General features: G+C 48.5%; 25 protein-coding genes and 2 pseudogenes. 6 read left to right on the plus strand and 21 right to left on the minus strand.

The features are described 5' to 3' along the window. Positions 1-16: 16 nt before the first annotated feature. The 5 genes and pseudogenes from A3844_RS33910 to A3844_RS18755 all read right to left on the minus strand — a co-directional run. Positions 17-217: pseudogene (locus tag A3844_RS33910) on the minus strand (DUF3656 domain-containing protein); the annotation flags it as partial. A 14-nt stretch (positions 218-231) separates the two neighbouring features. Then, positions 232-453, minus strand: a complete 222-nt coding sequence (locus tag A3844_RS33145) for a U32 family peptidase (protein ID WP_244169800.1) — start codon at positions 451-453, stop codon at positions 232-234. Next, positions 428-643, minus strand: a complete 216-nt coding sequence (locus A3844_RS34045; protein ID WP_074087036.1) for a DsbA family oxidoreductase — start codon at positions 641-643, stop codon at positions 428-430. The genes A3844_RS33145 and A3844_RS34045 overlap by 26 nt, the downstream gene beginning before the upstream one ends. A gap of 393 nt (positions 644-1036) precedes the next feature. Further along, on the minus strand, positions 1037-1618 hold the full coding sequence (locus A3844_RS18750; RefSeq protein ID WP_074100736.1) for a TetR/AcrR family transcriptional regulator: 582 nt from the start codon (positions 1616-1618) through the stop codon (positions 1037-1039). 90 nt (positions 1619-1708) lie between these two features. After that, positions 1709-2719 (minus strand): fumarylacetoacetate hydrolase family protein, encoded by a 1011-nt coding sequence (locus A3844_RS18755; protein WP_074087034.1) that lies wholly within the window; start codon positions 2717-2719, stop codon positions 1709-1711. Positions 2720-2884: 165 nt separating this feature from the next. Here A3844_RS18755 and A3844_RS18760 point away from each other — a divergent pair, with 165 nt between their 5' ends. Then, positions 2885-3907, plus strand: coding sequence for an MBL fold metallo-hydrolase (locus A3844_RS18760; protein ID WP_074100735.1), 1023 nt, complete (start codon positions 2885-2887; stop codon positions 3905-3907). Positions 3908-4003: 96 nt separating this feature from the next. Here the strand turns inward: A3844_RS18760 and rlmH are convergent, their stop codons facing one another. Genes rlmH through A3844_RS18775 form a run of 3 tightly spaced genes read right to left on the minus strand, consistent with a single transcriptional unit; the run spans position 4004 to position 7021 of the window. After that, positions 4004-4483, minus strand: coding sequence for a 23S rRNA (pseudouridine(1915)-N(3))-methyltransferase RlmH (rlmH, locus tag A3844_RS18765; protein ID WP_074108190.1), 480 nt, complete (start codon positions 4481-4483; stop codon positions 4004-4006). A 58-nt stretch (positions 4484-4541) separates the two neighbouring features. Beyond that, positions 4542-6140, minus strand: a complete 1599-nt coding sequence (locus A3844_RS18770) for a hypothetical protein (RefSeq protein WP_074108191.1) — start codon at positions 6138-6140, stop codon at positions 4542-4544. After that, the gene (locus tag A3844_RS18775) at positions 6137-7021 is read right to left on the minus strand and encodes an ABC transporter ATP-binding protein (protein ID WP_074087030.1); all 885 of its coding nucleotides are present in this window, start codon (positions 7019-7021) and stop codon (positions 6137-6139) included. Before A3844_RS18775 ends, A3844_RS18770 begins: the two co-directional genes overlap by 4 nt. Before the next feature lie 172 nt (positions 7022-7193). Here A3844_RS18775 and infC point away from each other — a divergent pair, with 172 nt between their 5' ends. Next, positions 7194-7712, plus strand: coding sequence for a translation initiation factor IF-3 (gene infC / locus A3844_RS18780; RefSeq protein WP_074087029.1), 519 nt, complete (start codon positions 7194-7196; stop codon positions 7710-7712). A gap of 125 nt (positions 7713-7837) precedes the next feature. On the opposite strand, the gene A3844_RS18785 is transcribed toward infC, so the two are convergent. Then, on the minus strand, positions 7838-8188 hold the full coding sequence (locus A3844_RS18785) for an ArsR/SmtB family transcription factor (protein ID WP_074108192.1): 351 nt from the start codon (positions 8186-8188) through the stop codon (positions 7838-7840). A 31-nt stretch (positions 8189-8219) separates the two neighbouring features. Between A3844_RS18785 and A3844_RS18790 the strand changes: the two genes are divergently transcribed. Together A3844_RS18790 and A3844_RS18795 are read left to right on the plus strand one after the other, a co-directional pair. Beyond that, positions 8220-8927: an MFS transporter gene (locus A3844_RS18790; protein WP_074108193.1), complete on the plus strand. Its 708-nt coding sequence runs from the start codon at positions 8220-8222 to the stop codon at positions 8925-8927. A gap of 418 nt (positions 8928-9345) precedes the next feature. Then, complete coding sequence (locus A3844_RS18795) at positions 9346-9879, plus strand: hypothetical protein (RefSeq protein WP_074087026.1); 534 nt, start codon at positions 9346-9348, stop codon at positions 9877-9879. 429 nt (positions 9880-10308) lie between these two features. Here the strand turns inward: A3844_RS18795 and A3844_RS18800 are convergent, their stop codons facing one another. Both A3844_RS18800 and A3844_RS18805 read right to left on the minus strand, forming a co-directional pair. After that, on the minus strand, positions 10309-11454 hold the full coding sequence (locus A3844_RS18800) for an IS110 family RNA-guided transposase (protein WP_074100730.1): 1146 nt from the start codon (positions 11452-11454) through the stop codon (positions 10309-10311). Between the two features lie 257 nt (positions 11455-11711). Then, positions 11712-12020 (minus strand): annotated as a pseudogene (locus A3844_RS18805) (group II intron maturase-specific domain-containing protein); the annotation flags it as partial. Positions 12021-12109: 89 nt separating this feature from the next. On the opposite strand from A3844_RS18805, the gene A3844_RS18810 reads away from it, so the two are divergent. Continuing rightward, positions 12110-12775: a phosphatase PAP2 family protein gene (locus tag A3844_RS18810; RefSeq protein WP_074086444.1), complete on the plus strand. Its 666-nt coding sequence runs from the start codon at positions 12110-12112 to the stop codon at positions 12773-12775. A gap of 398 nt (positions 12776-13173) precedes the next feature. Here the strand turns inward: A3844_RS18810 and A3844_RS18815 are convergent, their stop codons facing one another. Continuing rightward, complete coding sequence (locus A3844_RS18815; RefSeq protein WP_074086445.1) at positions 13174-13524, minus strand: ArsR/SmtB family transcription factor; 351 nt, start codon at positions 13522-13524, stop codon at positions 13174-13176. Positions 13525-13662: 138 nt separating this feature from the next. On the opposite strand from A3844_RS18815, the gene A3844_RS18820 reads away from it, so the two are divergent. Next, positions 13663-15063, plus strand: coding sequence for an MFS transporter (locus A3844_RS18820; protein WP_074108194.1), 1401 nt, complete (start codon positions 13663-13665; stop codon positions 15061-15063). A gap of 158 nt (positions 15064-15221) precedes the next feature. On the opposite strand, the gene A3844_RS18825 is transcribed toward A3844_RS18820, so the two are convergent. The 9 genes from A3844_RS18825 to A3844_RS18860 all read right to left on the minus strand — a co-directional run bounded on the left by A3844_RS18825 (position 15222) and on the right by A3844_RS18860 (position 24333). Next, positions 15222-15389 carry a CxxH/CxxC protein gene (locus A3844_RS18825; RefSeq protein WP_074086447.1) on the minus strand — a complete coding sequence of 56 codons (168 nt, stop codon included), beginning with the start codon at positions 15387-15389 and terminating at the stop codon, positions 15222-15224. 93 nt (positions 15390-15482) lie between these two features. Beyond that, entirely contained in the window at positions 15483-16745 is a 1263-nt protein-coding gene (locus tag A3844_RS18830) for a M3 family metallopeptidase (RefSeq protein ID WP_244169804.1), read from the minus strand. Further along, positions 16649-17266, minus strand: coding sequence for a gluzincin family metallopeptidase (locus A3844_RS33505; RefSeq protein ID WP_083606923.1), 618 nt, complete (start codon positions 17264-17266; stop codon positions 16649-16651). Before A3844_RS33505 ends, A3844_RS18830 begins: the two co-directional genes overlap by 97 nt. A 199-nt stretch (positions 17267-17465) precedes the next feature. After that, positions 17466-19262, minus strand: a complete 1797-nt coding sequence (gene cydC, locus A3844_RS18835) for a thiol reductant ABC exporter subunit CydC (RefSeq protein ID WP_074108195.1) — start codon at positions 19260-19262, stop codon at positions 17466-17468. Then, positions 19259-21079, minus strand: a complete 1821-nt coding sequence (gene cydD, locus A3844_RS18840; protein WP_074100726.1) for a thiol reductant ABC exporter subunit CydD — start codon at positions 21077-21079, stop codon at positions 19259-19261. The genes cydC and cydD overlap by 4 nt, the downstream gene beginning before the upstream one ends. Then, complete coding sequence (cydB, locus tag A3844_RS18845; protein ID WP_074086451.1) at positions 21079-22095, minus strand: cytochrome d ubiquinol oxidase subunit II; 1017 nt, start codon at positions 22093-22095, stop codon at positions 21079-21081. The genes cydD and cydB overlap by 1 nt, the downstream gene beginning before the upstream one ends. Then, positions 22082-23485 carry a cytochrome ubiquinol oxidase subunit I gene (locus tag A3844_RS18850; protein ID WP_074108196.1) on the minus strand — a complete coding sequence of 468 codons (1404 nt, stop codon included), beginning with the start codon at positions 23483-23485 and terminating at the stop codon, positions 22082-22084. The genes cydB and A3844_RS18850 overlap by 14 nt, the downstream gene beginning before the upstream one ends. 221 nt (positions 23486-23706) lie before the next feature. Then, entirely contained in the window at positions 23707-23937 is a 231-nt protein-coding gene (locus tag A3844_RS18855) for a cold-shock protein (protein ID WP_074086453.1), read from the minus strand. 195 nt (positions 23938-24132) lie between these two features. Beyond that, entirely contained in the window at positions 24133-24333 is a 201-nt protein-coding gene (locus tag A3844_RS18860; protein ID WP_019914582.1) for a cold-shock protein, read from the minus strand. Between the last annotated feature and the right edge of the window lie 294 nt (positions 24334-24627).

Consider the following 24627-nt stretch of genomic DNA (forward strand, 5'->3'; position numbering starts at 1 on the left):
CTGGAATAAACGCATTGCCTTCCTCATAATCGACCTGATTGAGTTCGAATATCGTATCGTTTAATCTGGAGAATTGCTTGATGACCTGGTCTTTGGTGGTTGGATTATTAATGGCTTCGCCTAATATTTCCTCACTTTCATAGGAATAATTAAAGCCTAAGCCCTCCGCCTCTATGACAAGCTTTGAATCTGGATATGCATATACGCTCGCTAATATCTAGGTCAAACCGCTTAAATTCTTTTTCCAGCGATGCTTGTTCCAATCTCATAACCAAAGTGATTAGGTCTTGAGATGTTTGTAATATTCCTCCGGTCCTTGTGGAACAAATATCCTTTGGTAAAGGTCCGATTGAATGTCTTCTTCAGATTTTCTTTATCTGCTTCGGTGATTTTATGATCTAAGGCCATGCGATATTTGGATACCACATTAGCCACATACGTAGGCACTTTCATTCGGCCTTCTATTTTTAAAGAATCGATTTCTTCTAAATCCTGGATATATCTCAATGGGTTGTGCGCCGGAAATTGCATATTTTCTATCTATGACAAAGAAAGGGGCTCCTGTTATTCCCAATTGTTTGGCTGTGACTTCATCTGAACGCACTTCGTTAGCATATTTGGATGGATCATGGAGAACTGCCATTGACTCGTCCCTATTGCATACTGACGATCTCCTGAATATCACTCTCTGCGGCTACTACGTTATGCTCAGCAATAACTAATACAGCATTTCAATATAAACCAAGCGTTGCTACAGAAATAGCGTTGAGTACGCGTGGGAAACCTGTATAGGATATGCAAGGGGTAATGCTTCAACGACTTCATTCGTAGAGAGACCAACATTAGAAGCCCCTCGAATATGGGTATGAAGTTCTGACTCGACTCGACCTTGGGTTGTCAGGGAGGCAATCGTCAACAGGCAGCCTCCTAGTAAGTCAAGTGAAACGAATGGTGAGCATAAGCAGTCCGCTTTCGGATGAGGAGCGAGCAGAGCCGCGCAAGCAGTCTTCGGCATATTTAAATAAATCAACAAAGCTTATGCCTGAGACAACATTCCTTTAACAAACAATGAGACACTGTGCTTGTAGAACTCTTCCTCAGTGATGAGTTGGGACTGATATTGCCGGTGAATCAGCTCGCTCATCTGAAATCCGTAACACATCGAGAGAAAAGACATAGCGGTAAGACGCTCATCCTGTCTAGCTATCACTTTTTTCTTCTGCAGGCGTTCAAAATATTCAACCAGCAAGGAGTGCAGCTTCACTGGCGGATCAGCCAGCACTCTGTCCAATTCAGGAAGCATTCCTGTGTCACGGATGCCAATCATAATGATGTCCGCATTTTTATGGAAGAACAAACGGTACTGCTGGCTTACATTCAGCAGATCGACTTCCGGATTATCGGTTGCGTCCTCTTTTAACAGCTTCTCAAATTGCGGGATATCTGCATGTCTTTCAACGATGGCTTCCAATATGCCTTGCTTGCTTCCAAATTGCCGAAAAACCGTAGATTCATTGACTTTAGCTTCCGTTGCAATGGCTTTGGTGCTGACTCCCTGATAGCCCTTCTTTCTGATGAGCCGTGTCGCGGCTTCAATGATTCTGTCCGAAGTATTCATTGTATTTCTCCTTTTGCATATGTTAAGCCTATTCTACTACAAGTTTTGCATATGCAGCAGGGTCGGGGTTCATCTTTCATCAACGTTTATTTAAGGAAAATCGCTTCTTTTCTCCCAACGGCTTGGTTCCGTAATCTTGACAAGTTCAGGCACAAATTGAGTGAGCGTGCCTAATTTATCGAATGTAATCTGGATTCGGTCAGAGGGCAACAACCATTGTTCGTTCTCGATTGCACAGCAATCTGGTATCGTCCCCATTCCTATAATCGTGCCTGGGAGCGGCGTGAAAACTTTCAGAACCTCCTCCATCACTTTCCCAGGGTGTGCAGAATACTCGGAAGTACTTCCCTTCCAGTGCAGTCTCTCCCCGATGTGTATATCCACATCTAGTGCCAGCGGGTTGTCAATTTCATCCGGCGTAACCAGAAATGGCCCTATACCTTTGCTGCGATCAAAATCTTTGCAGCGCGTCGGTCCGGTCAGTGCCTGGAAATCCGGCCACTGCACATCGCGGACAGTACTGTCGTTAAAAATAACATAACCTGCGATGCAATTCCCCTTCCCTGTAACAAAGGCCAGCTCCGGCTCGATATCCAGGTATGAAGAATATGATGGCCAATAAATCGTATCCCCATCGCCAATTACAGCATTATGGTTACACTTGTAATAACTGAAATTCACTTTATTCGGATCCTGCTGGAATTTTTCGGCGATTTTTTGTTTAAGCTCTTCTCTTTCCGGCCCTGTATATTCTCTCTGCAGCAGATTTACGCCAGCATTTCTTAGATGTCTTGGCGTCAGCCCGAAATCGATAAGCGCAGCTGGATTCGGAACCGGCGGAAGCAGTTTTACTGCTGCAATCGGGAAGATTTCATTTTCATTGAATTGATGCGGCTGTTCGACAGCATATTGCATCAATTCCTTAGCGGCATCATAACTTTCCGGCAAATAATGGAGATAGCTGTCCATACTTTCAAGACTGTCAGAGAATGTTCCCTGCTTTTTCATGATTACAGCAAATGAAACGACAAAGTTCTCGTTAATAACAAGCCCAAACAAAGGTGCCAGGGATGTCTTGGTTTGAAAGGTTACTAGCTTCATGTTGCAGCGCCTCCATCCATATAGTGTGATGTTGTTCTGTTACAATCATAAAGCATAGAGTAAATGCATGCAAGCACTTGCTTGCATTTATGTTTTCCATTCTCTATAATAAAGGCATAATCAGTATGCCTTATCCCAAAAACACATACGCAAAGGAGAATTTTCATGAAGTATGGTCGTATTATCCAAAAACCCCGCGTTAAATTTTTTGAAGTCGCAGCTGGCGTCTTTGCTGGTATTTCGCCGTACCGCGGCATCAGTTGGGCCAATGCCGGGTTTATCAACAAGGGTGAAGGGCTGGTGTATGACACGTTTTTCGATTTGTTCCATGCACGGGAAATGCGGGAGGCTTACAAGGAAGTAAGCAACGGCGGCTCTCCCGCATATGTGGTGAACTCGCACTATAACAGCGACCATGCCTGGGGAAACAAAGTGTTTGAAGATGCTTGCATTATTATGCATAAGGAAGCCTCCAGAGAGCGTCTCACCGAAAATATCACCTGGATGGACAACGTCATCAGAAGAGGAAAGGATTCTCTGGAATCGACTTCGGGCGAGCGGTTTTTTGCAGCGGAATTTGAAGGATTCGACCTGGAGGGCGTAGAATGGGTATACCCGAATATTCAGATAAAGGACGATATCAGCATCCGTCTTGACGATACGGAAGTCATGATTTACAACGTAGCTCCGGCCCATTCCGACAGTGACTTGCTGCTGTGGATGCCAAAAGAAAAAGTGCTGTTCGCCGGCGATGTCGTGTTTAACGGTTGTACGGCATACAGCGAAGAGGGAACCCTCAATTGGGTTAAAGTGCTTGATCGCATTATTGATGAAATTAAACCCGAAATTGTTGTTCCAGGACATGGCGCTATCTGCGGCCTGGACTTCGTGAAGGAGCAGAGGGACTACCTCCTGAACCTGATCAGCGAGTTCAACAAGCATTACAATGACGAAATTGATTCCTTGTCCCTGACCAAGCAAATTGATATTTCCCGCTTCCTTCATTGGATTCAGCCAGAACGCTTATATGTTACAGTGGATATCCTATTGAAAAGCAAACGAGGGTTATCACCCCTTCCAGCTTGGAACGAGGTGCCTGCTAAGCTGGAAGACATGAAAGCTTTTTTGGCCGGAAAATATGGCAATCAGATCAAGCCATGGGACCCTATGAATGTTTGGCAAGAATAGCAATTTGAAGCTAGCGTACGAAAAACGGCCCTGTCGCAAACGATGCGAACAGGGGCCGTTTTCTTTCAATTGTTCCACGGAATTAGCAACTTGCCCCTACTTATGATACGGTTCACCGCGATTTATCTTCACCGCGCGGTAAATCTGTTCCACCAGCACCAGCCGCATGAGCTGATGGGGCAGCGTCATGCGGCCGAAGCTCATGCGGTGCTGGGCGCGGCGCATGACGTCATCGGAGAGCCCGTGGCTCCCTCCGATGACGAAGACGACATGGCTCGTCCCGTAGGTGCCGAGCCGGTCGATTTCGGCGGCAAGCTCTTCCGAGCTCCAGAGCTTGCCGTCGATCGCGAGCGCAATGACATGCGCCTCGCTCTTAATGTGCGCGAGGATACGCTCGCCCTCGCGTTCCTTCACCTGAACAACCTCAGCACCGCTTAGGTTGTCAGGTGCCTTCTCATCCGCCACCTCAATGATCTGGAACTTGAGGTATGGCGTCAGCCGCTTGGCATACTCCGCGATGCCGAGGGTCAAATACTTTTCCTTCAATTTGCCTACGCCAATAATTTGAATCAACATATATACCTCCATCTGATAGCTTCTGTAGTTACAACTCACCCGCTTTGTTCACGCACCACTAGTGGGTTGCAATTTTCACTTGCCGTACTCTCCCAATAACAGCTAACATCAGTAAAAGAACTGTAGCCAGCAGGTAATACAGATATACCTTTTGATCAAGAGATTGCTGTGAGGCTCCCATAAAATCCATAACCGTTAATTTATTTAAAGGACCCAAATACCACATTAACATAAATATCACCTGAAAAAGCTTGCTATTTCTCGACCATACACCTAAGGCTAGTGCCAACGTGGGAATAAATAATCCGCCGACCGCCATCGCCATCAGAGTTTCCCATTCCCCTGCAACCAGACAATGAATCATAGCCCCACTGCCTGCCAGATAAGCAACGATGATTCCGGCTAGCCACAATACAATAAATTGATTCCGAACCGGATGCATAGCCGTAAACACGAATTGATGAGTCCGGTGATAAGTTTCATTCGTGCCCATTGCCGACCAAATCAGAATAGGCCAAACCCAAGTAAAGGGTGCAACAAATCTTGTTACAGACTCCATGGGCAACAGTAATCCCAGTACAATCATGACCAGTGCGATCAAGTACCACCAAATACGCAACCCTTTGAGCATAAGCCGCAACTCCATACCTAATATCCTGATGTAGTGGGACTGCCCATGTACTACATTAGTGTAGGGAGTTAACTTTATTCCACTGTCATTTATAGGCACAGGCTTCATTTGCGGCTCTACATTTCTAAATTCGCGGGGTTTACCATTTGTACTAATGTTGGATGAACGCGTAAGATCGAAGCGATGAAAGAAGATGGAAGCCACTACTGCAATCCCTACTGCCACAGCTAACCAAATATAACGTTCCAAAAACATCTGCATCGTCCAAAGTACCCCTGTCCAGTCGTAGGTTACTAAGTCCCCCCGCAACGGACTCACCCCAGAGATATGACCCCCATTGCTATGATTAAGCCTCGCATTAACCCCACTTGATAGTCTGGTAAGGATCGGAGAAATCCCGAGTATATCCTGGCTGGAATGAGTTGCTGTAGTAGACAATCTAAGCGAGAGAATCCATAACACAAAGTATATTAAATTGCCCAATCCCTTGCGAAACAAAGGTACCGATTCAAAGAAGATGGCTATGGATGCAACCAAAGCTATAGTTGGCAATGTAGAATACAAAAATGGAAGCAATAGTTCCAGCAGCTCAACCGTGTAACTCTCTCCTCTAATCAGTTGCATGACAAGGGCGGATACCATTAAAACAGCCACAATAGACATCAAGAAAACGAAGTTACTCCACATTTTACCCATGGTGTACATCCACTTTGTAATCGGAGTCGTTGCTATAATTTGCCCTACTCCCGTCTGCACATCCCGTTCAATCGCATTTTTCACCAGAAAGAACGCTGGAAGACTTAATATCATGGAGGCTAATATAGCTGTTGCACTGCCGACCCAATCGGAGTTATATATGCCGCGTATATTGTGGAACGATAAGGTTATATAGCTCTCATGACTGGAGGGAATAAATTTATATACGATAAAAATGGATACAAGTACTGTAATCAAAAAGCTGTACCTTCGGACCCTTTCTAAATAATCAGCTTTTATCATCTGAAATAGAATGCGAAGCGGCGTCATACGGCTGCCTCCTGCTTATTGGCCGAAATGCAATATAAATAGGCGTCTTCCAAAGTGGGTGTCTCTAAGCGGCTGTCGGCTGAAGGCTGATTATCGGCAATAACTCTCATACGGACCCCGTCACTGCTCTGAATGGTGCTGCTGATTAACAATTGCTTACGCGCTTCCATCCATGTATCATTCGGTATCAGCCACTCCCACACTTTCCCCACCGCCGCTTCCAACAACTTGCTTGGAGCTGCCTGTATCACCAGCCGTCCTTGATGAACAATAGCGATATCTGTTGCAGTCGCTTCGACGTCGGATACAATATGCGTTGATAATATTACAATCCGATCCCCTGACAATTCCGCTAAAAGATTACGAAAACGAATACGTTCTTCAGGATCCAGTCCCACCGTTGGCTCGTCAACGATTAATAGCTTAGGGTCATTCAATAAAGCTTGTGCTATGCCTACACGTTGTTTCATCCCGCCTGAAAAGCTGTTCAACGGTTTTTTGCGGACCTCATGAAGATTGAGCAAAAAAAGTAATTCATCAATTCTTTTTTTAGCGATTGTATGATCCAATCCTCTGATCGCTGCTAAATATTCCAAAAACTCAACCGCATTTAAATGAGGATATACGCCAAAATCCTGTGGTAAATAACCGAGTATGCCCCGAACCGCATTAGGGTCCTTAGTGATATCGATGCCATTCCAGCTCACCTTACCTGCTGTGGGTTGAGTAATGGTTGAGAGAATTCGCATCAAGGTTGATTTCCCAGCACCATTCGGACCTAATAATCCCAAAACCCCTGTATTGATTTGCAGAGATAAGTCACGGAGCCCGTAAGAATCGCCCTTGTATTTCTTGCTTACGTTGTCAATTGTTAATTTCATAATGCCCTCGCGATTTATCTGATAACCTGCGTCTATTGGTTTGACGATACCAAAGATGCTTTACCCTCAGGCATTCATGAAAATATTTGAAAATTTAACCACCGAAATTGAACGTCCGGCAAGTTCCGTATATGATAGCTATAGATTCTTGTACCCAGGGGGTTTGCTTACAATGGCAGTCTTAATCAATGAACAAATTAGAGCGTCCGAGGTCGTCCTTACCGGACTGAAGGGTGAGAAGCTGGGCGTGGTTTCCAGAGAGGAAGCGCTGGCTAGGGCCCGGTCCGCAGGAGCAGACCTGGTCTGTACCTCGCTGATGAGCAGCCCGCCGCCCTGCAGCCTCATGGCTAAGGGCAAAGCCAAAGCGGCAGCGCAGAAGGATAACACCGCCCGCAAGGCAGCTTCAGGCCGCACTCCGGCAGGCGCGGACAGCAAGGAGAAGGTGAAGGAATTGCGCTTCACCGCACATATTGAGGAGCATGATTACGATACGAAGCTGCGTCAGGCGGACAAGCATCTGCGCTCCGGGAAGCCGGTGCAGCTGGTAGTCAAGGCCTCAGGCGCGAAGGAGGCCGCTGCATCCAAGGCCGTCATTGAACGGCTGCTCGCTGATCTTAAGGAGGTTGGGATGAAAGACACCGGCATCCAGTATGGCGGCAAAGGCTCGCAGGTGAAGGTGAATCCGCGCTGAGGCAACGGAGATGGTCATAGAAACAGACAAAGACAAAGCCGCCGGGGCTTTGTCTTTTATATATATATAAGGATTTATACGTTCTCTATTATCTATCTCTGTTACTAAATAACCCGCCTCAGTTGCTACTCTCCCTCTGCCTCTACCTCAGTCACCGGCACAGGCTGTTCTGCAGCCTCGTAGGCACGGAGCACAGAATCTAATAGTCCCGGAAAACGTGCATTCAAGTCCTCGGTGCGCAGGGACAGTATACGCTGGGTACCTTGAACACGGGTATGGACAACCCCTGCCTCGCGCAGCGTCCGGGCATGATGGGACAGCGTCGACTTGGCGACAGGTACATTGAAGCAGTTGCAGGCTTGTTCTCCATGGTGATGGATATCTGAAATGATGGATAAGCGAATGGGGTCACTGAGCGCATACAGTACGGAGGCAAGCTGAATGTCTTTGCGGTCCGGATGAAATAGTATCTTCATGGATCAATATCCCCTTTAGAGTACAGATATTATGTTCTCCATTGCTTCAATTACCTACAGCAGACTCTCCGACTTCCTGCCGATCCGCAGGCTGCTGACGATTGGCCTGCTGACACTCGGTTTGGCGGCGGTTGCCGGATTCCTCAGCACGAACTTCATCTTCCTCTTGATTGTCCGGATCGTGCAGGCTTCTGGGGCCGGGGCCGTCATGTCGTTGTCTCTGGTGCTGTTCACCCGGTATGTTCCCCTGGACCGCCGCGGCAAGGCGATGGCTACCATAATGTCAGCAGTTTCGCTTGGCCTGGGACTCGGTCCCGTTGCGGGCGGAGCCATTACCCAATACTTCGGCTGGAACTGGCTGTTTGCCGTTACCGCGTTTATTCTGCTGCTTGTACCGCTGTTTCTGGTACTGCTGCCGAAGGAACTGCCGAGCCGCGGCTCTTTTGACGCCGTCGGAGGGATCTTCCTCGGAATCGGAACCACCGGGCTTCTGCTATTCCTGACCAGTGGGCTGTGGATTGCTCTGGTTGCCGGCATTGCCGCCATTTTCTTGTTCGTCAGCCGGATCCGCACCACACCTGATCCGTTTGTCATGCCTGCTCTTTTCAAGAACCGATCCTACTGCATACAGTTCAGTGACTTCCAGATCTCGGGAAATGAGGGAGCGGTGCAACGCGTAAAAGGCTTTGTTACAATGACCAAGTCTAAGATGTGGGGATATTTCAGGGGCGGCCTGTAGCAGCAGGCATACTCACGATGGGTGGGTGCTGGGCATGAGCTGTTTACGGAGTCGGTGACAGACGAAATTACCGTTTTTCCAGCGGAACTGCCTGGCTGGTGAACAAGCTGTGTACCCACGCCTTGATCTACGGCGCACAGAACAAGCATCGGATTATAGATGACCATATGGTAAAAATAAAACACGTGATCCATGGAGAATTGTCATGATTCTCCCTGCTTTTCTATCCTGCTGCGGACAGCATGGCCGTCAATAGCAGGACACTTCACACCGTGAACCTGTGGTCACTATGGGTTAGCAGTAACAGTTAATCATTAAAAAATAGTAAATATATTACATTACATGTATAATGATGGTATCTATTGAATATTAATAATTACTCTTTGGTAATCATAAACAGCTAACGGGAGGGGAATAATTGAAGAAAAAATCACTTGCTTTAATTGGAATTATTGTTTTGTCTTCCTCTATCTTTACTGCCTGTTCTTCTAAAAAAGATGATGTTTCTATAGCTATTGAGGTAGCTCGTTCTTACAAAATGAATGAGCTTGAAGCAAATAAACCGGATAACACCAGAGAGGTAACTCCTCAGCAAATAGCGGAAAAAGAAGAGGCCATCAAACCTTTGACTACAGAATCCTATTTTAATAAACAATCAGCTAGCCGTGGCTTTGTACGCGGTTCAAGAATTGCCTTGATAAAAAAAACCGCATTAAAACTCGAGAATTTATCTTTTACTGAGAAAGTTGATACAGGACAAAGTATCGATCTCTCATATACTGGTGAGCTCGTTTTCGGAGAAGATATGATAAGCCTTGATGGGATTGTAACACTACTAAAAAAAGGGGATACCTGGAAAGTGAATAATGATATCTACAACTCCGAGGATATTATGGCGATTATTAATACAGAAATAGAAAATAGTTTGAGCGATAATAATGGAAAAAACTAATTTCCATTCCTAGTCACATCTCCGTGTGACGTTCCTTTTGTTCTTCACGACAGATAATAAACTCATGGTGAAGCCGTTATTGTCATGCCCATATTACGTTACTTTAAAACAGACGATTATGCCCTTCCTGATTTATTTGCCTCTTTAAAGGTAATTTTACTTCCATTACTAATATGGAAACGCGGCCCCGACGTTCCGCAGAAGGCTGTGCAATCCGAGTATAGGCGTCAATAACAAAGCTAATTAGGGAAAATCGAGTAGGAGGCTACTCATTTGTGAGTAGCCGACCTCTCACCTATGAAAAACTGCAAGTCCCAATTTGCGAATAAATGAACGAAGTCCAACTAAACCTAAAAATGCCAACACTAAGCTAAACCAGGCTACTTTGTTTTTTTAGCCTGGTTTAGCTTATAGCTTTGGGTTCATCTTCTATCCGACTCCTCCAAGCCATTCCTCACTCGTTACTATCGGTTCTTCTGACATCATTTCAAGCGCTTCAACAACTTCGCTCAGCTCGGGCATAGCGTATTCATTCGCGTTTTTTTCCATACGCTTGAGCTTGCGTTCAAGCAGGTCTCGCCGCAGATCCCTGTATTCTTCTTTACGACTTAACACCGCCCAAATGACGTGGAGAAGTTTACGAGCAGTTGCAACAATCGCAACCTTATGCCCCTTTTTTTCCTTCAGCGCTAGATAAAACAAACGCAATTTTCCAGGGCTTTGTACCGCTCGTTGGGCACACTGGACCAGAATCCAACGCAGTGTACTCCGGCCTTCCTTGGTAATGTTACCGGTATAGTACGTTTTCCCCGATTGATGGACCGAAGGGACCAACCCACTGTATGAAGCCAATTTTTTGGGAGAGGAGAAACGTGAAATATCTCCGACCTCAGCAAGGATGGTCAAGGCGCTTAGTACAGATATCCCAGGTATACCCATAAGCAAGTGTACGCTTGGGTTCTCTTTCGCCCTTGCATGCAAATCTGCTTCCAGAGCCGCCATTTCTTTCTGGACCGAATCCAGCATACGTAGCGACGAACAGACAATAATTTGCTCAGTCGTCGGCAGCATGACTTTCTCTAGAAATTTCCTTCCACCCTTCCCAAATAAATCGCTCCATGGCGATTGAATTCCGCTCCGAATCAATGCAGCATGTATTTTATTTTTAAGCATTGTCCGAATTTTCGCGAGCCTTATCCGGTGATGAAGTAAGACTCTTAACTGGTACTCGTCCTTCGATGGAACCCAACTTTCTGGGATAAAATCAGCTGCGAGCAACTGCGCTAGAATCTGGGCATCCAATGCGACTGTTTTTACACGAGCTTCTGCGATTGCTCGCGTCTTAAGAGGATTCGCGACAACGACTTGCCCGGGATATTCGGATAAGATATCATGAATCCAAAAGGCGTTGCTGGTCGCTTCGAGAACGATGCGAGTATTGGGATCTAGGGTTTGGCCGAACTCCTCCCAAGCTTCGCGTGTGTTAGCGATCCGGAATCGTCTTTTTTTCTTATCGGTGCCGATTTCACATCCTTCCGCATATTTTTGGTGTACATCCAAACCAATAAACCGCATTTCCCTTCCCTCCTCTTAATACAATTACAGGCGGAGTTGCTTGTACATTCACCTATCCGTGGGCTATGCCACAACTGGGTGAGGCGAGGAGGCGGTTAAACACACCAACGGGCTTATTTCATCCCAGCGAGAGGGCAACCGCCCCGCCTGCAGCCTTCTCCGAAACTTTGTCTCCATTGTAACAAGAACGGGCCGGTACGTTTATCATACCAACACACCACCGTACATGCGGGTCCGCATACGGCGGTTCCAAAAGGTTAACCAAGTTCCAGATAACGTGAAAGCAAACTTTTCAGCCCTTTCGCTTCCCAATAGGAAGCCCTTAGGGCGTTATTTGTGTTCCGGGACATTTCCCATGCGCTTCTCCGTGAGTTGGCCATTGTAAAACATGCCCACTCCAGCACCCCAAGTGCCCGTAGTTCACGGATTCGTGTACGTACTCGTTTCCATTGCTTCCACTGACACATTCGAAGTCTTCTCCGAATCCACTGGTCCAGTTTATGGAGGTGCGTCTTTGCCGAAGCTAGACGGAAATAGCCGATCCAACCCATTAGATAGAAGGCGAGAGTGCGGAGACGAGATTGTTATTTTTATTCCTGCTTAAATCAACTATAATGGGGGATAGCTTTATCATTCGTAGGGAGAAGGTTGAGAAGTGTCGCTACGCAATTGGAAATATACACCGCTGCTGTTGATGCTGATTTTCCCGGTGCTCGGCAAGATGTATGCATGGGTCAACAAGCCGAGAGGCAAAGTCTATCATTTGATGACCTCATGGGATAACGCCATCCCTTTCGTCAAATATTTTGCACTACCTTATTCCGTTTGGATCTTTTATATTTATCTATGTCTTTACTATTTCTTCAAGAACGATTTGCGTGTGTATTACCGTGCTTTGTTGATTTATACCGTATGCGCATGCATTTGTTACGGGATTTACTCTGTAGTTCAAACAACGGTGCCACGCCCCGAGTTGGTGGGCCATGACGTCTTTACCTTGATCGTGCGTTTTGTGTACCACCGGGACCAGCCGTTCAATTGTTTCCCCAGTATCCATGTGTTCTCCAGCTACATGGTGTTTCGCCTAACCGCCAGCAGCGGCTTCCGGAACAAATGGAACATGCTCCTGATCGGGGGGATGTCCGGGATGATTATATTATCCACGCTGTTCATCAAGCAGCATGCGATTCTCGACGGCCTTGCCGGCATTATGCTAGTTGAAATTGTATTGGCCGCCGTTCTGCTGGTGGAGCACTTCTTCACCCGCAGCAGCAGCACTCCCCAAGAGCGTTCTTTCGAAGATAGTCCTCGAAGCACCTGAAGCTCCTTCCGCAGATAAGCGAAGGGGGCTAACCGAAGTGTCAAAACCGTGAAAGGCTACATCCATGCGTATAAAACGGGTGGTCTTTCTGCTTTACAAATGAATTATTCACCAGGTGCGCTTTTCTTTTTCAACTTTTGTGCCATATACATTACACCACCCCTGCTCATGACATAAGCTTTTCTCATCAGCTTTATGAAAGACACCGGCATCCAGTATGGCGGCAAAGGCTCTCAGGTGAAGGTGAATCCGCGCTGAGGCAACACAGATAGTCATAGAAACAGCTAAAGACAAAGCCGCCAGTGGCTTTGTCTTTTTTGATAAAAATATATATGCGCCGCTGACCCATTAGCCTTCTGGTTTTTGCCACTTTCGAGCTCAGTTACTCAACAGACACCTCAGTTACTACTCTCCTCTGCCTTCATGACCGGCACAGGTTGTTCTGCAGCCTCGTAGGCACGGAGCACAGAATCTAATAGTCCCGGAAAACGTGCATTCAAGTCCTCGGTGCGCAGGGACAACATACGCTGGGTACCTTGAACACGGGTATGGATAACCCCTGCCTCGCGCAGCGTCCGGGCATGGTGGGACAGCGTGGATTTGGCGACCGGCACGTTGAAGCCGTTGCAGGCCTGTTCGCCATTGTGTTGGATATCTGAAATGATAGATAAGCGAATGGGGTCACTGAGCGCATACAGTACGGAGGCTAGCTGAATGTCCTTACGGTCCGGATGAAATAGTATCTTCATGGATCAATATCCCCTTTAGAGTACAGATAGATGCCACAAATAATTGTGCTCCTAATTGCATTTTATATCAACCCATGCTATATTTCAAATGTTCGATGATAATCGAAATATAAAACATAAAAAAGGAGTGGCCATCACATGGACTCATTAACGAATACCTCCGCTACAGCGGAAGAGAAGGATTCATCAGTGGAAGCCACTCTTCCCAGAGAAGGGCTGCTGACGCTTCTGTTCAGTGTTGCGGTTGTTCTCGTCATTATGAATACGGCGATGTTCAATCTGGCACTGCCTGATGTGACGGAGTCGTTTGGCATCTCAGCCTCCGCCGCTTCCTGGATCGTGACCGGATATTCCATTATGTTCTCCATTGCTTCAATTACTTACAGCAGACTCTCTGACTTCCTGCCGATCCGCAGGCTGCTGACGATTGGCCTGCTGACACTCGGTTTCGCGGCGGTTGCCGGATTCCTCAGCACGAACTTCATCTTCCTCTTGATTGTCCGTATCGTGCAGGCTTCCGGGGCCGGGGCCGTGATGTCATTGTCTCTGGTGCTGTTCACCCGGTATGTTCCGCTGGACCGCCGCGGTAAGGCGATGGCTACCATAATGTCTGCAGTTTCGCTTGGTCTGGGGCTCGGTCCCGTTGCGGGCGGAGCCATTACCCAGTACTTCGGCTGGAACTGGCTGTTTGCCGTTACCGCATTTATTCTGCTGCTTGTGCCGCTGTTTCTGGTACTGCTGCCAAAGGAACTGCCTACCCGGGGCTCTTTTGACGCCGTCGGAGGGATCTTCCTCGGAATCGGCACCACCGGGCTTCTGCTGTTCCTGACCAGTGGGCTGTGGATGGCTCTGGTTGCCGGCATTGCCGCCATTTTCTTATTCATCAGCCGGATCCGCACCACCCCTGATCCGTTTGTCATGCCTGCTCTTTTCAAGAACCGATCCTACCTGGTGCTCTCTCTGGTCGGGATTGCCTCATACCTGTGCAGCTTTGCAACACTGTTCCTGCTGCCACAGATTCTGGTTCACCGATTTGGCTTCAGCGCAAGCCATGCCGGATTTGTGATTTTCCCTGGCTCCCTGCTGGCCATTGTTGTATCCCGAGCGGTAGGCCGGATCATTGACCGTTTCGGCAACGGGGGTATTCTGCGCTTTGTGCCCCTGCTTGTACTAACGGCTACCATTCTATTTGCCCTGTTCGCCGGACATTCATGGGTGGCAGTGATGCTCGTATACATGATTATGAGTCTAGCCTTCACAACGCTGTCCAGCAGTGTATCCAATGAAATCTCCCGTATCTTGCCTTCCTCCCAGATTGGTTCCGGGATGGGACTGTTCCAGCTACTGCAGTTCTTCAGTGGCGCCTTCGGTGTCGCCATGGCTGCCAGTGCGCTGGAATGGCAGCGTGGACTCTCCCTGTCTGCGGCTTACTCCAATATTTACTGGGGACTTTCCATTGCCGCACTCATCGCCATTGCCTCTGCTTTTGCGTACCGCCGGAGCAACGGGAATGGGATGGAGGATATGGTTGAGGCATGAGCGGATCATCAGGCAATATATATACAAAAATACCCTGCAGCTCACAACAGCTGCAGGGCAAGCCTGATTAAGAGTGACCGGATACCCCGGATGAGTGAACATCCGGCTCATGGCCCTCTTTTGAATAGTTGATTGAATTGTCATGAAGCACTCCGGCTCTAAACTACCAGAACCTCTGCATTCTTATCGCACTCCGCACATTTCGCCGGTGGATCCCAGTCAGAGAACTCGGTTTCCTTCAGGTCCACAATATCCGGTGCATCCTCGAACTCGTCCACAAATTTGTCGATGGCCAGCTCTACATGTTCCTTACACACTACATACATTCGATCAAGCATCCCTTTCTGTGCCGCTGCGGCATATACTCCTTCTACTGTTCTACCACACTTCCCCGCAAAAAGGAACTCCCTCCGCAGAGTTTACACACTCTCCACAAACTTCTGAATATCATCCGCAATCAGTGTCAACGCATCAAGCCAGAACTCTGGTGAATTCACATCAATATCCATCAGCCTCGCGGCATCTGTGATGGTGCTTTTACCCGTTGCTGCCAGGAAAGAGCGGTACCGGTCTACGAATGCTTCGCCTTGCTTCTTATACTGCGCATACAGTCCCTTGGAGAACAGCAGTCCGAAGGAATAGGGGAAATTCAGAAATTCATTGCCTGCCATATAATATCCGGCTTTGCTGATCCATTGGTAAGGATGAATCGTGTCAGGGTTAATGCTATCCCCATATGCAGCTACCATCGATTCATGCATCAGGTCATTCAGTTCTTGGACGGAGAGAACACCCGAGAGTCTTCGTTCATACAGCCTGCTCTCGAACAAGTAACGGGCATAGAAATCGACAATGTAATATCCGGCATCGGACAGGCTCCGTTCCAGAATGGAGAGGGTCTCGCTTTCAGGTGCCACCTTCCGCAGCTCCTGGTGAATGAGACTTTCGCAAAAAATCGACGCTGTCTCGGCAATCGGCACCGGATAGTCTGTATTCACCATAGTTTCACCGGTAAGACAGCTGCTATGGTAGGCATGCCCGATTTCGTGCGCCAGTATACTGATATCGATATAATTCCCCGTAAAGCTGGTGATGATCCGGCTCTCTCCGATCGGAAAAATATCGACACACAAGCCGAAATTGCCCTTGCCCGTTCTCGGCTCAGCATCGATCCAGCGCTGCCGGAACACCTTGCCGGCGAATTCGCCCAGTTCTGCGCTGAATGCACTGAAGCCGGAGACGATCACATCTCTCGCTTCCGGGTAGGTTATTTGGGCTGAACTCTCTCCGGCCACCGGAGCAAAAACGTCATAAAACGGCAGCGGACCGGAATGTCCGAGCATCTCTGCTTTTTTCAAATAGTACTGATGGAAGACTGGCAGACTCTCCTCAATGGCATTCAGCATTACGGTCAGTGTCTTCTGGTCCATTCTCGATGCGGTCAGTACTTTATGCAGTGGTGAATCATACCCTCTCAGCTCATAGACTGCAGCCGCTTCTCCGCTAACCGAATTCAGACAGGCCGCACTCTGTTCCGCTACACTCCGGCACGCTTCGTGCTCAGCTTCATAAGCTGCTTGTCTAACTAATGCGTCCCCGTATAGACGAGATTCCGCAATTCTGCAAGAGACATGTTCTGAGCTTCTCCACCGGTCCTGATATCCACCCGCAGTCTGGATAATGTCTGCATATACAGCCGCTCCCAGGCTTTGGAACCGGTACGTTGCATCCTCGCAATGACCGCTTCCGCCTCTTCCCCGAGCCAATGAGCAGATTGCCGCTGCAACCCGTACAGATAGAACTCATGCTCGGCAAGGTAAGCGGACGAAGCTAGGATGGTATTCAGATCTGTGATTTTTGCCAGCCACTTGCTGAAGTCCGCATGAACCTCCCCCGCAGCCAGTGCCGTGTCCTCAAGCTCATCCATTCGGTTCACTGCATCCATATTGCTGCTGTCTACGCTGAACCTAAGCTCCGCATAGCTAAATAGACAGAGGTAGACACTTTTGTAAGCATTATATTCCTTCAGAAATTGCTCGATGGCTTGCGCTGTTTCTCTATCGTTATGTGTACGGTTATGCAGATGTTCAGCAGACCATCTCTTCAATCTCTCAGCAGACTCTGCCAGAAGCTCACGGTCCTGATTGAACTTCTCCGACTCAAAAGAAGGGTATAGGCTTTCCAGCTCCCACGATAAATCCATTATTTAATCTCTCCTTATTTGAGAAGCGCGGAAATATATTATGATATCTTATCTTATAGAGCAGCAGAACTCACATGCTTCCACCTCATTCGATAATATGGGTAAACCCATCCAATAGTATCATGCTACCATATATTCTCAAAAAAAAGCTCCCTCCGCCCAAAACCGGGCGAAAGAAGCCTTGTAAGATCAATATGACTTAATCCCCTGCCCGCTTCGTAAGGAACTCAGCCGGACGGTCCAGCTCATAGAGTCTGCGGTAACGGGCTTCACGGGCCATCAGCTCTGCATGGGTGCCGCGCATCTCCACAACCCCATTCTCCATGAAAATCACTTCATCCATCTGCTCTGCGCCCACCAGATGGTGGGTTACCCAGATCAGCGTCTTATCTGCCATCGCACCAAACATCGTTGCCAGCAGTTCACGCTCCGTACGCGGATCAAGTCCGACCGTCGGCTCATCAAGCACGACAACCGGAGTATTCTGCAACAGAATACGGGCGAGGGCAATCCGCTGGCGTTCCCCGCCGGAGAAGCGCTGACCGGCTTCACGCACCGGAGTATCATAACCCTCTGGCAGTGAAGAGATCAGATTGTCCAGTTGGGCCAGTTCCCCGGCACGCTTGACTTCTGCGTCCGAAGCCTCCGGGTTGCCCAGCCGGATATTGTTCGCCACCGTTGTGTCGAACAAATGCGGGCTCTGGTTAAGGACAGCAATCAGCTTCGGAATGTTCTCCCCGTAGGCGGAAGCGTCAATGCCATTGATTACGGCAGACCCGATAGAAGGTCTAATCACACCTTGAATCACTTTCAGCAGCGTGGACTTGCCCGCTCCGCTGCGGCCGATAATAGCAACCTTTCGTCCCTGCGGAATGGCGAGAGTCAGATCCTGAATCGACCAGTCGTCTCCGGAAGCATAACGGTATCCTGCATTCTTCAACTGAATATGTGCCTGCCGGGTCTCTCTGATCGCCTTGGTAGCAGCTTCTGCAAGGGCTCCCGCCTCCGCGCTGCTTGCTTCATCAGCCTCGAAGGGATTCCCCCCTGCTGACTCTACTTGATTCAGACGCTCCAGAGAATTGCGGTACTGCGGAATCTTCTCTACCGCATCAGAGACCGGCAGGAATGCATCAGCCACCGGGAACACTACCAGTACGAACGCCGCAATCAGTGTTCCGGCGATGGCGCCGCTCTGATACTCTCCGGCAGCCCAGTAGATTACAGATACGACAGCGATCCCGACAACGGCCTGCCCGAGGAACATCCGGATACGCGCCCATCTGCGGAGTGCTCCGTCGGTATGGGCAACCCGTTTCTCGTCTGCCTCGTAAGTAGCAACGAACTGGCTCTGCCGGCCGCTGATCACCCAATCCCCCATCCCGAGGACAGCATCGGTCAGCTTCTGATAGAGCCGGTTGCGTTCCTGCTTCACCATCCGTTGCCGCGACTGCGTGAGCAGCAGCGAGATCAGCGGGAGGACAATGACAATGACCAGCATGTAGAGCCCCATCAACAGTGCAAAGGCTACATCAAACGTACCCAGCGAGATAATCGCAGCCGCATAGATCAAGAGTGCGATAATACTCGGAAATACGGTACGTAAGTACACATTCTGCAAATATTCAATATCATCAGCGAGCATACCCAGAATATCCCCGGTACGGAAGCGCGAAGACAGGAACAGTGCCTGCGGCTCCAGAATGTTGTATAGCCGGATACGCATCTTAGAGAGAATCCGCAATATCGTATCATGCGAGACCAGGCGCTCCACATAGTGAATTACCGCCCGGCTTGTCCCGAAGGTACGCACGCCGACAATCGGCACGTAGATCATCAGAATATTTTCCGGCGGGATGGATGCCTTGGAGATCAGGAACCCGGAGGTATACATCAGGGAGGAGGCTGAGAAAATAGTCAGCGCACCCAGGATGATAATCAGTAGAAACCGCCAGAAATAGGAATTGAAATAGGGAGCAAACCATCCTTCACGTTTCAATGGATTCCCTCCAATTGACTTTGAATAAGCTCATAATAGGCACCCCTGCGGGCTACCAGCTCTTGGTGTGTGCCAACCTCGGCCACTTGCCCCTGCTGCATAACGACAATGAGATCCATATCAATCATCCAGTGCAGCCGGTGGGTAGCCAGGAACACCAGCTTCCCCTCAAAAAGCGGGAGCATCGTTTCCTTCAGCTCATACTCCGTCTCAATATCCAGATGAGCAGTCGGCTCATCCAGCAGCATGACCGGCCGGCTGCTTAGCAGTGCGCGGGCCAATGCTACACGCTGCTCCTGGCCGCCGCTTAGTGAACGCCCTCCACCGCCAATCATTTCATCCAGTCCATTCGGGAGTGACGCAGCCAGCTTCGATAATCCAGCAGCGGCAATCACTTCACCCACCGCTTCATTCGTAGCATCAGGGTAATAGAACCGTACATTATCTGCGAGTGTTCCGCTGAAAATATACGGCCGCTGCGGAATATAGGCGGTCTGCTTGCGCCATCCCTCATCGGTTAACGCACTCACCTGGTTACCGTTCACTTCAATCGTACCGGACGTAGGATGCAGGAAGCCACCCAGGATATCCACCAGGGTGGACTTACCTGCACCACTTTCGCCAATAATGCCGATCTTGGCATTCCCTCTGAACGCCAGATCCACACCGGAGAGCGAAGCAATACCATCGGCTTCATATTTCACGCCCACCTGATGTAGTGCAAGGACACTGTCCTTCTGCCAAGTGAATACATCCCTGAATGGAACAGCTCCGGAAGCCGAAGTACCTGCAACGTCACTTGTTACCGTTCCAGCTTTGTCTCCAGTTCCAGCTTCAGCTATGACACCAGCCGAATTCAGCAGTTTGGCTTCCACTGCCTCCCGGTCAATAATACTCTTCATCGCTTCTCCCGCTTCCTTGCCATCAAGAGTAGCATGGAAGTCCGCTCCGACCAGCCGGACCGGCAGGAAATATTCCGGTGCCAGGATCAGAATGGTTAGTCCAGTGACCAATGTCATCTGTTCATTCACCAGACGGAGGCCGAGGCTTACCGCTACTGAAGCCACAGACAGCATCGTGAAGAAGTCCATGGCGAACGAGGACAGAAAAGCTACGCGAAGCGTACGCATGGTCGCGGAACGGTAGCGGTCACTAACTGCCGCTATACTCTCGCTATGACTGCGGCTGCGCCCGAGAAACTTCAGCGTTTCCAGACCACGCAGCGAATCCACGAAGTGATTGGACAGCGTGCGGTACGATTTCAATTGACGGTCCATCTGCTTGCGGGCCGTCATCCCGATCAGAATCATAAAGACAATAATGATCGGCATCGTCAACGTAAGAATAACACCGCTTGAGGTGTCCTGAGTGTAGACGTACACCAGCAGCAGGGCCGGTGTGACCGCCATCCCCACCATCCGCGGAATAATCAGTTCCAGGTACGTCCGGAACTTCGTGACTCCTTCAAGCACAAGCGTAACCAGATCTCCGGTCCCCCGGTCGCCTGCCAGCCTTGGTCCCAGCTGGAACAGCTTGTCCATCATCTGTCTCCGCATGCTGCTGCCAGTAGCTTCCGCGAAGCGGTAAGACACACGGCTCATCAGCAGGGCACTGGCATGGCGCACCAGAAACGCAAGAAGGAACAAGAGCGATTTCGCCCCTTGTTCCTTCAGCGGTTCCCCCGCAAATAGCGAAGAGACAACTTCTGCCAGCGACTTCGCCAGCAGAAGAATGGACAGGCTTTGCACCAGGGTAAGGAAGCCCACGATCAGAAAGACCGGCTTAACTCCTTTATACCCAAGCAAATTTTTATCCATTAGTATTCAAGATGCTCCTTCTCGTGAACCCGTTTATGGAAGACGAAGTAGCTCCAGATCTGATAGCCCAGCACGAACGGCAGCAGCGACAGCGCCACAATCGTCATCACCTTCAGGGAATAATGGCCGGAAGCTGCATTCGTAATCGTCAGATTAAAGGCTTGATCCAGCGAACTGATCATCACCCGCGGGAAGAGTCCGACAAAGATAGAGATTACCGACAAGGCCATCACCGCACCTGTCATCCCGAAGGCGAGCCCGTCTTTCTTCTTACTCATGAAATAGCCGGACAGCACATAAGCAGCAATTCCCAGTATTACAATTACAAACAGCAGTGCTCCCCGTTTCTCAAATACATCTGTCATGTAATAGGTCATTACCACAAAAGCGAGCAGCAGCGCAGCCAGCGGGAACAGCAGCTTCTGTGCCAGCTTGCGGGCACGTTCCTGCAGATCCCCTACCGTACGAAGCGTAGTGAACATCAATCCGTGCACCAGGCAGAGCATCACTACTGTAATACCAGCCACTACAGTATAACCATTTACAATATCGAAGAATCCGGCATACATCTGCATATCTCCGTCGATCGGCAGCCCCTTGATGAAGCTGGCGAACACTACGGCAAGCAGGAACGGCGGCAGGAAGCTTCCGAAAAAGATGCAGACATCCCAGGTTCTTTTCCAAGCCAGCGAGTCCCGTTTGCCTCTGAATTCAAAGGCGACACCGCGGGCAATCAGCGCCAGCAGCGCAAACACGAAAGGAATGTAGAATCCGCTGAAAAGCGTTGCATACCAGTGCGGGAAAGCGGCGAACATTGCACCTGCACCTGTAATCAGCCATACTTCATTCGCATCCCAGAATGGTCCAATCGAGTTGATCAGCACCCGGCGCTCCGTATCATTCTTCGCCAGAATCTGAGTTTCCATCCCTACGCCGAAGTCAAAGCCTTCCAGGAAAAAGAAGCCGACAAACAGCACAGCAATCAGCACAAACCACAATTCATTAAGAGAAAGCATGGGATCCCTCCTTGTTATACGGATCATGGGATTCGCCGTGATCGTTATCCATGGCGTAAGGACCTTTTTTGATCACCTTGATGAACAAGCCAACCAGTACCAAACCAAGAATGGCGTAGATTGCTGTAAAAGAAATGACCGAGAACAACACCTGTCCGCTCGTAATATTAGGCGATACACTATCCTCTGTAGTCATTAACCCAAATACCGTCCACGGCTGTCTTCCCATCTCGGTCATAATCCAGCCCGATGTATTAGCAATCGGCGGAAGCAGCAGCCCCCAGAACATAAAGCGCATGAACCAGGTGTTCGGGCGTTCCATCTTCTTGCGCCACATCAGGTAGATGGCGTACACGCCCAGCAGAATCATAAGCGAGCCTGCAGCAACCATAATCCGGAAGCTCCAGAAGGTCGTGCGTACCGGTGGAATATAATCCCCAGGACCATATGCCTTTTCATATTCAGCCTGCAGCGTATTCATCCCTTTAACAGATCCCGAAAACTTACTGTAAGAGAGAAAGCTCAGCATATATGGAATTTTCACTTCATGAGAGCTTATTTTATTCTCTGGATCAATCGTCGCAAAAACTGTCCATGCAGCAGGGTCTCCACTGTCATCCCACAGTCCTTCGGAAGCAGCCATCTTCATCGGTTGAGTCCCAACCAGATATTGTGCCTGGGCATGACCCGCAATGGCTACACCGAACGATGAAATGATACCGACAATCGCAGCAATCTCAAATGATTTGCGGAAAAAGGAAACATCCTGCTTCTTCAGCAATTTATATGCGCTAATTCCCGTGACCAGGAAGGCGCCTGTAGCGTATGCGGCGAGAACTGTATGCGGGAACTCGACCAGTAATTGTCCATTGGTAATCAATGCCCATATATCATTCATTTCAGCCCGTCCATTATTGATAGCAAAACCTACCGGATGCTGCATGAACGAGTTGGCCAGTAGAATCCAGAAAGCCGACAGCATGGTGCCGAGCGCTACCAGCCAGATCGAGACCAGGTGGACACGTTTGGATACCTTATCCCAGCCGAAAATCCAAATTCCAATAAACGTAGATTCCAGAAAGAAAGCAAGCAGCGCTTCAATCGCTAGTGGAGCTCCAAATACATCCCCGACAAAACGCGAGTAGTCAGACCAGTTCATACCGAACTGAAATTCCTGCAGAATCCCTGTTACAACGCCCACAGCGAAGTTAATCAGGAAAAGCTTTCCCCAGAACTGCGCCATTCTTTTGTACTCATCATTGCCTTTTCTGACATACATCGTCTCCATGATTGCAATCAAGAGCGCGAGTCCAATTGATACTGGTACAAAGAAATAATGAAAAATTGTCGTCGACGCAAATTGTAATCGCGACAGCATCACTGTATCCATATTTCTCCCCTTCCTTCTCCCATTCGATATGTCTATTTTGTCAAAAATTCAAAGGGTTAAGTGTGATATTTATCACATTATACACCCTATTCAGGCTTAAAATTCAATAAATTTGTGACAAATATCACAATATTACGTCCTGAAAGCAAAAAAAATAAGACGGTTTCACCGTCTTGAATGTGTTTATTATTCTATAGAAGCTTGACTCATAAAGGCATTGGTTAGGTAATGGAAATACCCTTCTTTAGCGATTTCAAATCGCCATTGGAATTGAGCAGCAGTGGCAGCATCTTCATACTGCGCTCCATCGGGGAGTGACAGAGACGGCAAGAAGGCGCATGTTCAAATGCGAAATTATCCCTCATCCATCCATTACATCCATCGTTGGTACAGGCCCAAATTGCGGTATTTTCTTCCGGTACTTCCTCCAAAGGCTTCTTCCGGTAGTTCATTGCCGTTCCTCCCTTCCTTTATGTCACAAGTTGAGAATCCAGACAAGTAGAAACGACATTGCCGCCCTTGATGTTAAGGACGGCAACCGTTTCACGAGAAATATAAGGGACCGATATTGCATGAAGCATATAATTCCTTATATTTGAAAAAAAGACCGTCCCAACTTTCACAAGCGGGGACGGTACCTTCTATTATTACAGTTTTACAACGTTTTCGGCTTGTGGTCCGCGGTTGCCTTGAACAACGTTGAATTCAACGCGTTGGCCTTCGTCCAAAGTTTTGAAGCCGTCGCCAGTGATTGCGCTGAAGTGAACGAATACGTCGCTTCCGCCTTCAACTTCGATGAAACCGAATCCTTTTTCTGCGTTGAACCATTTAACTGTACCTGTTTGCATGTGTGTTACCTCCACAAATTTAAATTAATATGTTCTTTTTATCTTCAAACAAAGAAAAAATTCACACATTGAGAAAGGTTGTAATCCATTTGACAGCCCTTTTCAATACGAGAATTAGGTATCAATTGTATGATTAATTTCATGTTACCACACCTCAATAACAAAGGCAAGCTGTCCCATCCGAATTTCTCCGTTTTTTCACTATTTAGGTTAACCTTCCAATGTAAGGGCTGCCAGTCGGCCGAAATTGTACCATTCTTGATTCCAGCACTATCTTTTACCCCATTTTCACAA

It is taken from the genome of Paenibacillus helianthi, from assembly GCF_001909055.1.
Taxonomy (GTDB): domain Bacteria; phylum Bacillota; class Bacilli; order Paenibacillales; family Paenibacillaceae; genus Paenibacillus_AQ; species Paenibacillus_AQ helianthi.